The sequence below is a fragment of the Acidaminococcus sp. AM33-14BH genome, assembly GCF_003603525.1.
GTDB lineage: Bacteria > Bacillota > Negativicutes > Acidaminococcales > Acidaminococcaceae > Acidaminococcus > Acidaminococcus intestini.
Genome location: NZ_QTNG01000021.1, coordinates 1 through 9859, shown reverse-complemented (window position 1 = coordinate 9859; position 9859 = coordinate 1). Strand labels below are relative to the sequence as shown.

The following is a 9859-nucleotide window of genomic DNA, read 5'->3' as shown; positions in this document are numbered from 1 at the left end:
ACGCATCTGGACGGTCACTTTAGCGCCCCAAAATAAATTATAGAACCTAAAAAGGACCTTGGAAAAGTACGATTTTTCCAGGGTCCTCGTTTTTTATTAAGCCAATTCGCGGCGAACCACTTCGGCAATTGACTCCGTGATTCGGTCTGTTTCGGTCTGCGTTTCCCCTTGGGCCATAATCCGGATCAGCGGTTCCGTACCAGATGCGCGGACAAGGACTTGCCCGTCTTCACCCAGTTCATCCGTAAATTTTTTGACCACGTCCTTTATGGCTTGATTCTTTTCCCAGCCCGTTTTATTGGCAACACGGACATTAAGAAGGGTCTGCGGATATTTGACCATGAGGGCACCCAATTCAGAAAGGCTCTGGTTTTGGCGCACAACGCAGCCAAGAAGTTTAACAGCGGTCATCATGCCATCGCCGGTCTTAGCAAGGTCACCAAAAATAATATGGCCGGACTGTTCCCCTCCGAGCTTATAATCATGGGCAAGCATCTCTTCAAGGACGTAACGATCGCCTACACCGGTCTTCACGGTACTCCCGCCATGTTCCTTCATGGCCTTGTTAAGGCCTACATTGCTCATGACCGTTGTGACAAGAACCTGATCCTTGAGTTTTCCCCGCTTCATCAGATCAAGGGCACAGATGAGCATGATCTGGTCCCCATCAAGGACCTCGCCCCGTTCGTCGACAGCCAGGCAACGGTCTGCATCACCGTCATTGGCAATGCCACAGTCCGCTCCCACTTCGACAACCTTCTTCTGAAGGGCTTCCAAATGGGTGGACCCGCAGCCATTATTAATGTTGATGCCATTGGGCTGGTCATAGATGGGAATCACCTGGGCCCCCAAAAGGCGCAGGATGGCAGGGGCCACTTGACTGTTGGCCCCGTTGGCACAGTCCATGACCACCTTGAGTCCATTCAGTTTTGTATCGGCACAGGCCACAATGTGCTGGATATATTCCATGGCCATATCCGGTTCCTGGATGACGCGGCCGACAGAAGATCCTGTCAGGGTCTTTGTGTAGTCAATGGGCTGGTTCACAATGGCTTCAATTTCGTCTTCCACGGCATCGGGAAGCTTGAAACCGGTCTTAGCAAAAAACTTGATGCCATTATCTTCAAAGGGATTGTGAGAGGCAGAAATGACAACACCAGCGCTGGCGCCCAGTTTTTCCGTCAAATAGGAAACAGCCGGTGTAGGGATGACGCCCAGAAGATGGGCATTGCCGCCCGCGCTGCAGATACCTGCCGCGAGAGCGGATTCAAGCATGGTCCCCGAAAGCCGCGTATCCCGGCCAATGATGATTTTCGGGCTTTTCACTTCACGGCCAAAATATTGGGCCGCTGCCCGTCCCAGTTTATAAGCAAGTTCCGCATTCAGATGAGCGTTCGCAATACCGCGGACACCATCGGTTCCAAAAAGTCTAGCCATCAGATCAGCCTCCAAATGATACGATCACTCGTGTTGTTTGTTCTTTGCCAGCTCGCCCATCTTTTGAAGCATCTGGGCGGGCGTAATGCCATGGTAAGCAAGCAGTACCAAGCAATGATACCATAAATCGCCCATCTCGTAAACAAGACCGTCGGGATTTCCATTCTTTGAAGCAAGGAGGGAAGCCGTCGCGTGCGCCATCAGTTTGGTCAGGATCCGGTCTTCCCCGGACTCAAAAAGATAGCCCGCATACGAACCATCCTTGCGGTTTCTCATTTCATTGGTGAGTTTACGGTAGAGTTCATCCACAACTGTGGGAAGGTCGCTGTACGTGACAGGCAAGTTCTCACCGGAGCCCGCGTTCCACAGCGGATAGCTGAAGCAGGAGTAGTTGCCCTCATGGCAGGCAACCCCTTTTTGGACGACCCTCACAAGAAGCGTATCACCGTCACAATCATAAACGATGGATTTCACTTTCTGCAGGTTGCCGCTTGTGGCCCCCTTGTTCCACAGTTCCTGCCGGCTCCGTGACCAGAACCAGGTGTAGCCAGTTTCTACGGTCCGCGCAAGGGATTGTCCGTTCATATAAGCGAGCATAAGGACCTTGTCCGTCGTCACGTCCTGGACGATGGCCGGGATGAGCCCTCTTTCATCAAATTTCAAATGACTGATATCGATTTTCATAAGAAACACCTCTTGTTCCTATTGTATCACGTTTCCTAGGCCCTGACGCGGGGCTTTTGCAGAAGACGCAGGAAGGGCCCTTCCCCTGTTATGAGGAAAGGCCCCCTTTTCAGCGCCGCACGACGACGCCGCGTCTTGAAAGATAATCCTTCACTTCCTTGATACGGAAGGTTCCATAATGGAAGACCGACGCGGCAAGGGCCGCGTCCGCCTTGCCTTCGGTCAGGACACGGTAAAAATCCTCCAGTTTGCCCGCGCCGCCGGAGGCGATGACAGGAACCGGGACCTCTTCGGCAACCGCCCGCGTCAGGTCAAGGTCAAACCCATCTTGGGTCCCATCGGCATCCATACTCGTAAGAAGGATCTCGCCGGCCCCCAAGGTCACGGCTTTGCGGACCCATTCAAGGACGTCCAATCCCGTTGCCGTCCGGCCGCCATGGATATAGACCTCCCAGCCGCCGGACGTCTTTTTCTTTGCATCAACAGCAAGGACCATACACTGGGCTCCATAAGCTTCGGCCCCTTTTTGGATGAGTTCCGGCGTCATGACCGCGGCCGTATTGAGGCTCGTCTTATCAGCGCCGGCCATGAGGACGGCCCGGATATCTTCCATGGTGGAAATACCGCCGCCCACTGTAAGAGGCATAAAGACTTCCCTGGCCGTCCGTTCAATGACGTCCAGCATGGCTTTGCGGCCTTCCACGGAGGCAGTGATATCAAGGAAAGTCAGTTCATCGGCCTGCTCCCGTTCATATTGGGCTGCAAGCTCCACGGGATCACCGGCGTCGCGGAGGAAAACGAAATTCGTTCCCTTGACAACGCGGCCTGCCTTGACATCAAGACAAGGAATGATTCTTTTTGCCAGCATGGTCACACCTCCCCGGCAATCTTGAGGGCATCAGAAAGGGAAAAAGCACCGGCGTAAAGCGCTTTTCCAATGATGCAGCCTTCGATGCCATCTGTTTCACGGGCTTTGAGCCTTCTGATGTCTTCAAGCGAAGAGACGCCGCCTGAGGCCGTGATAGGAACCCCGCAGGCTTGATAAAGAGCGGCTGTGGCTACGATATTGCTGCCATTCATCATCCCATCACGGATGATGTCCGTAAAGATGATTCTCTCCGTCCCCGCCGCGGCGACACGCCGAGCAAGTGCCTCGGCCGTGAGATTGCTGTCTTTTTCCCATCCATCAGCGGCTGCATAGCCATTTTTGGCATCGATGCCGACCACGATTTTGTGGGGAAAGTCCCGGTTGGCCCTTTCCACAAGCTGGGGATCATAGATGGCGGCAGAGCCCAGGATGACCTGACTGACCCCTAAAGAAAGTAGCCCTTCAATCTGTTCATAGGTTCGGATGCCGCCGCCCACTTCGATGGAGATACCCCCCTCCCTCAGGATGGCCTTAATGGCGGAAAGGTTCTCACTTTTTCCGGCAAGGGCACCGTCAAGGTCCACCACATGGATGGTACGGGCCCCCGCTTCCGCAAAGCGACGCGCCATGGCTCCAGGGTCCTTGCTGTAGACCGTTTCTTTTGAAAAATTTCCTTTTTCAAGGCGTACACACATTCCGCCTCGCAGATCAATGGCTGGATAAAGGTTCATGGCTTCCACTCCTTAAAGGCTTTCAGCATGGCAAGACCGGCAGCAGAGGACTTTTCCGGATGGAACTGGAAGCCCTGGACGTTGCCGCGGCCTACGGCAGCGACAAGTTCTGTACCATAATCGGTGGTTGCCGTGATGATATTTCGGTCACAAGGGTCCGCGGCAAAGCTATGGACAAAAGAGACCATTTTTCCTTTGGCATCCTTTAGCAAAGGTGACGGCCGGGTTATAGTAAGCTCGTTCCACCCCATATGAGGAATCTTATAGGGCGTGCGGATGAGGCGCACCCGCCCCTTAAAGATGCCAAGACCTTTGACACCGGGTGTCTCCTCGCTGCCTTCAAAAAGGAGCTGGAGTCCCACGCAGATGCCAAGAAAAGGGGTCCCCTTTTCAACGATTCGAAAAATGGCATCTTCAAGGCCTGACGCGGCAAGATGGTCCATGCAGTCCCCAAAGGCGCCGACGCCTGGCAGGATGACCCGCGGTGCTTCAAGAATGGTTTTTTCGTCATTGGTGATGATGGGGTCAGCGCCAATCTTTTTCAGTCCGTAATAGACGCTGTGCAGGTTGCCCCGACCATAGTCGATGATTGCAATGGAATGATTGTTCATGGGAATCCTTTCCCACGGCTGGATTCAGCCGCGTCTTACAGGGCGCCCTTGCTGCTCATGATGCCATGGACCCGCGGATCGATGGCAACAGCTTCGGAAAGGGCACGGCCAAAACCTTTGAAGATGGCTTCAAGCATATGATGGGTATTGCGGCCGTAAGGGACATTGATATGCAGGGTCATCCCGCTTTGGACAGAAAGGGCGCGAAAAAAATCTTCCCCCATTTCCGTATCAAAAAGACCAAGGCTGACACGGGGTATATCGGCATGCCACACAAGATAGGAGCGTCCGCTGATATCAAGGATCACTTCGGCTAGGGCCTCATCCATGGGAAGGAGCATGCTTCCGTAGCGATGGATTCCCACCTTGTCACCCAAGGCTTTGCGCAGGGCCTCGCCCAACGTCAGGGCCACATCTTCCACCGTATGGTGACAGTCTACATCAAGGTCCCCGGTCGCCCGTACGGTCAGGTCAAAATGACCGTGAACGGCAAAAAGGGTCAGCATATGGTTCAAGAAACCCACACCTGTATCGATATCAGCTTCCCCCGTGCCGTCAAGTTCCAAGGTCACTGTCACGTCAGTTTCCTTCGTCCGGCGATGGACAGTACTGTCTCTCATGATCATCCCTCCAGAATTTCCTTTACCGCTTCAATGATGCGGGCATTTTCTTCCAAGCTCCCCGTCGAAATCCGCAGGGCCCCAGGCAGCAGTGGATGCTGGGAATAATTTCGAACCAAGATCTTCCGGGCGAGGAGCCCCTCAAAAAGGGTCTTTCCGGCGGCTTTTGCCATGTTCTCCCTACCTTTGGCCCGGCTTTTGCTTTTTGCAAAAAGGACAGTGAGGGTCTCTTCCTTGGGCATGACAAGAAGGAAGTTCGTCCCTGACGGCAGGACCGTAAAGCCCAAGGTCCCAAGGTCTGATGCAAGGGCCTCACGGGCCTTGACGACAGCGGCCACCCGCTTTTTGAGGTAGTTTTTGGACTTTAGGAACGCAAGGGCGATGGCAAGGGTCAGCCGATTGACGTGATAGGGCAGGAGTACCTTGTGAAGGATTTTCATAACGGCCCTGCTCCCGGCGCCAAAGCCGATGCGCAGGCCTGCCAGGCCATAGGCCTTGGACAGGGTACGCAGGACGAGGAGATGATCGGTATCAGCCACAAGGGGGAGGGTCGAATTTTCTTCAGCATCCGCTCCCCCATTGGAAAATTCAATGTAGGCTTCATCCATGACGACAAGGGCATCGACGCTGCGGATGATTTTTTCCATCATTTGCCGCGCATTATAGGTTCCCGTCGGATTATTGGGGTTATTGACGATGAGAACGTCAGGTTTTTCCTTTTTGCAAAACTTGATGACCGCATCGGCATCTACCTTAAACTCCTCATCCAAACGATACGGTACGGGCGTGCTGTCAGATAGGGTGATATACGTTTCGTACATGGAAAAGGACGGAGCGGGATAGGCAATCTTACGGCCCTTGCCGCCAAAGGCAAAACAGACTTTTTCCAACAGTTCACTGGAACCATTTCCCAGGCAGAACAGGTAAGGATCAAGACCATATTTCTTTCCAAGAAAAGCACACAGGTCTTCCCCGTGCATGGAGGGGTAGCGGTTCAACGCTTCCTTAAGGACAGCGTTCACCAGCTTTTTCTCCATTTTCTTTCCCATCGGTTCATTGGTTTCGTTGGCATTTACGATAATATCGGCATCGGGGACCGTTTCCACAACATAATCCTCGATGCGGCTCAGGCACTCACGGCCCCTAATTTGGCTCATCGGCTGCCTCCCTTCTTATAGTTCCCCTTTGCGGACGCGGATGGCATTGGCATGGGCTTTGAGGCCCTCTGCTTCTGCCATGGCAATGATATCATCGGCAGCCTCTTTGAGGGCCTCCCGCGTATAGGAAATGAGGCTCGTTTTCTTCATGAACGTTTCCACATTGAGAACAGAATAAAATCGTGCCGTCCCGCCTGTCGGCAGGATGTGATTAGGACCGGCATAGTAGTCTCCCAGCGGTTCCGGTGAATAGGCTCCAAGGAAGATGGCGCCGGCATTGCGGATACGAGGCACAAGGGAGAAAGCGTTCTCTGTCATGATTTCCATGTGTTCCGGTGCCGAAAGATTTGCCATCTGAACGACTGTATCCATGTCCTTAGCCAGGATGATCTTGCCCGTCTGGGCAAGGCTCGTTTCCGCGATTTCCTTGCGCGGCAGGGCTTCAAGCTGCTCATCCACTTCCCTTGCTACGGCCCTAGCAAGGGGCTCATCGCAAGTGATGAGGATGGCACAGGCCAAGGGATCATGCTCGGCCTGGCTCAACAGATCGGCCGCCAGATACTTCGGATTGCCGGTTTGATCCGCGACAATCAGGATTTCACTGGGCCCTGCCAGCATATCGATATCGACGTGACCATAAACAGCCTTTTTGGCAAGGGTTACAAAGATATTTCCCGGGCCCGTTATTTTTTCGACCTTGGGAATGGTCTCTGTCCCAAAAGCAAGGGCAGCCACGGCCTGTGCGCCGCCCATCTTATAGATTTCCGTGATTCCGATTTTCCGGGCCGTAGCAAGGACATAGGGATTCATCCGGCCGTCACGGCTGGCAGGCGCTGCCATCACGATGCGGGGCACACCGGCCACCATGGCAGGCACGGCATTCATAATGACGCTGGACGGGTACGCCGCCGTACCGCCCGGCACATAGATGCCTACCGAATCAACAGGAGTCATCTTTTGGCCCAGGAAGGATCCATAGGCGCGGGGCGTCAGCCACGTCTTGGGAAGCTGTTCCTCATGAAACTTTCGTACATTGCTGATAGCCCGGCTGATTGCTTCCATGGTCTTTGTATCGACAGCCTTTTCTGCTTCTTCAAACTCTTTTTCCGTCACAGCGATGGTGTCTTTAGTAAAGTCGCCGCCGTCAAGGAGCTTTGTATAGTAAAAGAGGCGCTCGTCCCCACCCTTGCGAATCTCACCGACAATGCGGTCCACGACCTGGGCGGCCGTCAGCTTTTGACCAAACATCTTTTCCGTCCCAGCCGCCACGCGGGGGGACAGTTCCACTTCATCAAAAGCTTTCTTTTTCAGGAGCCTACTGATTTCTTCTGCACTGCTCTTTCTTTCATCAAATATCTTCATGCTTCTTCCTCCTTCAGCACGGCCTTCAAATCTTCAACGAGTTTCTTGATGCGTTCGTGCTGAAGTTTGAAACTGACCTTATTGGCAATGAGACGCGCCGAACTTTCATAAACCGTGGCGACTTCCTTGAGGTGATTTTCCCGGATGGTTGTCCCCGTTTCCACAATATCGACAATGAGTTCACTAAGACCCACAATCGGGGCCAGTTCAATGGAACCATTGAGCTTGATAATCTCCATCTGCATCCCCTGCCGGTCAAAGAACTCGACAGCACTGTGAGGGTATTTTGTCGCGACTCGCATATGGGTATAATCCATCATACGGGGCAGAACCTTTTCTTCCGGCACGGCCATCATGAGATGGCATTTGCCGTAGCCCATATCAAGCAGTTCATAGACGTCCCGTTCTTCTTCCTTGAGGACATCCTTTCCGATGATGCCGATGTCAGCTGCACCATATTCGACATAGACCGGAAGGTCCATGGTCTTGACAATGATGAAGCGGACTTTTGTTTTTTCATTGGTAATGACAAGTTTCCGTGAATCCTCGACGACGTTGTCAGCATCGCAACCGACTTTGGCAAGGACCTTGACGGACCGATCAAAGAGTTTTCCCTTAGGAAGGGCAATGGTTAGGTATTCCATAAAAAGGTCCTTCTTTCTTATTTGACGTAGACGAGATTCAAGGCTTTCTGCTGCTTACAGCATGCCGCCGCTTCGCCTTTATCCATAGGACGGGTTGCCACCTTGACTTTCCGTCCCTTGCAGCGCAGGGTCATGGCCTTTATAATGGCCTTGGTTTCTCCCTTGGCACTAAAAGCGACATAATCGTCCCAAGCTTCCTTCCCCTGCAGGGCGCCTTCGCGGCGCAGGGCGAGGATGATGCGGTCTACACCAAGGGCAAAACCGGTTGCCGGCATGGCTTTGCCAAATCTTTCCATCATCGAATCGTAGCGTCCGCCGCCGCAGATATTGAAGCCGATCTGGGGACCGTACGCTTCAAAGACCATGCCTGTATAATAGTCAAAGTTGCGGATAAGACTTAGATCAAAGACAATCTTATCTGTAACACCGTAGGCTTCACACAGATGATAAATGGCAAGCAGATTATCCAGAGCTTCAAGGCTTCTGGGATGAGTGACCTTTGTTTTCAAGGCTTGGAGCATGTCCGGACCGCCCTGTTGGTAAAGGAGTCCTTTGACCAGCTCCCGGACAGGTTCGTAGGAAATGACGGAAGCGGCCTTTTCAAGGGCCACTGCATTATGGGTCAGGATCATCTTTTTGAGGCGTTCCACTTGGGCATCAGAAAGTTCCGCGTCTTCAATCAAGCCTGCCAAAAAACCGCTGTGCCCTATACTGATGGTAAAATGCGCAAGTCCCGCTGCCTTAAGGCTTTCCACGGCAAGGGCCAAGACCTCCGCGTCCGCTTCGGGTCCTTTTTCGCCAAAAAATTCAACCCCAGCCTGACGGAACTCGCATTGCCGCCCGGCTTGTGTCTCTTCGTGACGGAAAACATTGGCAATATAAAAAAGACGCTTGATGCCTTCGTCCTGCCGCATCCTTGTAACGACCATCCGCGCCAGCGGCGTCGTCATTTCACTGCGGAGCATAAAAGTCCGATTGTCCCGCCCCAGAAATTTCATGCTTTCATCGGGAAGATCGGCCCCACTCAGGGCAAAGGTATCAGCGTATTCAAAAGTCGGCGTCATCGCCTCATCATACCCCCAGGAAAGAAAATTCCGGGCGAGGCGGTCTTCCATTTCACGCTTCACTCGGGCCTCGCCAGGCAGGATATCTTTCGTTCCATAGGGAATCTGCAAAAAGCCAGTGGTCATGCTAATCTATTCTCCTTCTTCAAGGAGCATGGGAATCACTTTTCGATATCCCCCGGCTCCATAATTTAAACAGCGGTTGACACGGGAAACCGTCGTACTGCTGGCGCCCGTATCGTTGACGATTTTGGCATAGTTTTCGCCGCGATGAAGACGCACCGCCACTTCCAGGCGCTGACTCAAGGCCTTCAATTCATTAGGCGTGCAGATATCCTCCAAAAAATCGAGACACATCCGGTCATTCTTCAAAAGTGTAAAAGCGTGTGCCAGTCGATGAAGTTCCCTTTTGTTGAGACCTGCCTGCATAATCGAGACTCCTTTCAAAACTACGAAAAATATAAAAGAAAAAGACTGCGTAAATTTAGTACGCTAATACATTAACACGTTAATGAAGTCATGGCAAGTCATTTTTTTGTTTTTACCCTTCTGCCTCCAGACGCCCGCTATCAGTGTAAAATGTGATACAGGGTTCTCGTGTCCTTTCTGACAGTTCGAGGAGAAAAAAAGGTTCTATAATTTATTTTGGGGCGCTAAAGTGACCGTCCAGATGCGTGTCCT

The 9859-nt window shown here is 52.7% G+C and carries 11 protein-coding genes; all 11 read right to left on the bottom strand.

Features of this window, described 5'->3' with window-relative positions; genetic code table 11:
• Positions 1-96: 96 nt before the first annotated feature.
• The 11 genes from glmM to DW817_RS10385 all read right to left on the bottom strand — a co-directional run bounded on the left by glmM (position 97) and on the right by DW817_RS10385 (position 9607).
• Positions 97-1437, bottom strand: coding sequence for a phosphoglucosamine mutase (gene glmM / locus DW817_RS10435; protein WP_014128348.1), 1341 nt, complete (start codon positions 1435-1437; stop codon positions 97-99).
• 24 nt (positions 1438-1461) lie between these two features.
• The gene (hisIE, locus tag DW817_RS10430; protein ID WP_016459589.1) at positions 1462-2121 is read right to left on the bottom strand and encodes a bifunctional phosphoribosyl-AMP cyclohydrolase/phosphoribosyl-ATP diphosphatase HisIE; all 660 of its coding nucleotides are present in this window, start codon (positions 2119-2121) and stop codon (positions 1462-1464) included.
• A gap of 109 nt (positions 2122-2230) precedes the next feature.
• Complete coding sequence (gene hisF / locus DW817_RS10425; protein WP_021736993.1) at positions 2231-2989, bottom strand: imidazole glycerol phosphate synthase subunit HisF; 759 nt, start codon at positions 2987-2989, stop codon at positions 2231-2233.
• 2 nt (positions 2990-2991) lie between these two features.
• Complete coding sequence (gene hisA, locus DW817_RS10420) at positions 2992-3720, bottom strand: 1-(5-phosphoribosyl)-5-[(5-phosphoribosylamino)methylideneamino]imidazole-4-carboxamide isomerase (RefSeq protein WP_165851887.1); 729 nt, start codon at positions 3718-3720, stop codon at positions 2992-2994.
• Positions 3717-4331, bottom strand: a complete 615-nt coding sequence (hisH, locus tag DW817_RS10415; RefSeq protein WP_120112400.1) for an imidazole glycerol phosphate synthase subunit HisH — start codon at positions 4329-4331, stop codon at positions 3717-3719. The genes hisA and hisH overlap by 4 nt, the downstream gene beginning before the upstream one ends.
• Before the next feature lie 35 nt (positions 4332-4366).
• Entirely contained in the window at positions 4367-4951 is a 585-nt protein-coding gene (hisB, locus tag DW817_RS10410) for an imidazoleglycerol-phosphate dehydratase HisB (RefSeq protein WP_016459591.1), read from the bottom strand.
• 2 nt (positions 4952-4953) lie between these two features.
• Positions 4954-6108, bottom strand: coding sequence for a histidinol-phosphate transaminase (locus DW817_RS10405; RefSeq protein WP_021736987.1), 1155 nt, complete (start codon positions 6106-6108; stop codon positions 4954-4956).
• Positions 6109-6123: 15 nt separating this feature from the next.
• On the bottom strand, positions 6124-7470 hold the full coding sequence (gene hisD / locus DW817_RS10400) for a histidinol dehydrogenase (RefSeq protein ID WP_009014779.1): 1347 nt from the start codon (positions 7468-7470) through the stop codon (positions 6124-6126).
• A complete protein-coding gene (gene hisG, locus DW817_RS10395; protein WP_009014780.1) occupies positions 7467-8114 on the bottom strand; it encodes an ATP phosphoribosyltransferase in 648 nt (215 codons plus the stop codon). Before hisG ends, hisD begins: the two co-directional genes overlap by 4 nt.
• A gap of 17 nt (positions 8115-8131) precedes the next feature.
• Positions 8132-9304: an ATP phosphoribosyltransferase regulatory subunit gene (hisZ, locus tag DW817_RS10390; protein ID WP_021736981.1), complete on the bottom strand. Its 1173-nt coding sequence runs from the start codon at positions 9302-9304 to the stop codon at positions 8132-8134.
• A 6-nt stretch (positions 9305-9310) separates the two neighbouring features.
• On the bottom strand, positions 9311-9607 hold the full coding sequence (locus tag DW817_RS10385) for a YerC/YecD family TrpR-related protein (protein ID WP_120112396.1): 297 nt from the start codon (positions 9605-9607) through the stop codon (positions 9311-9313).
• Between the last annotated feature and the right edge of the window lie 252 nt (positions 9608-9859).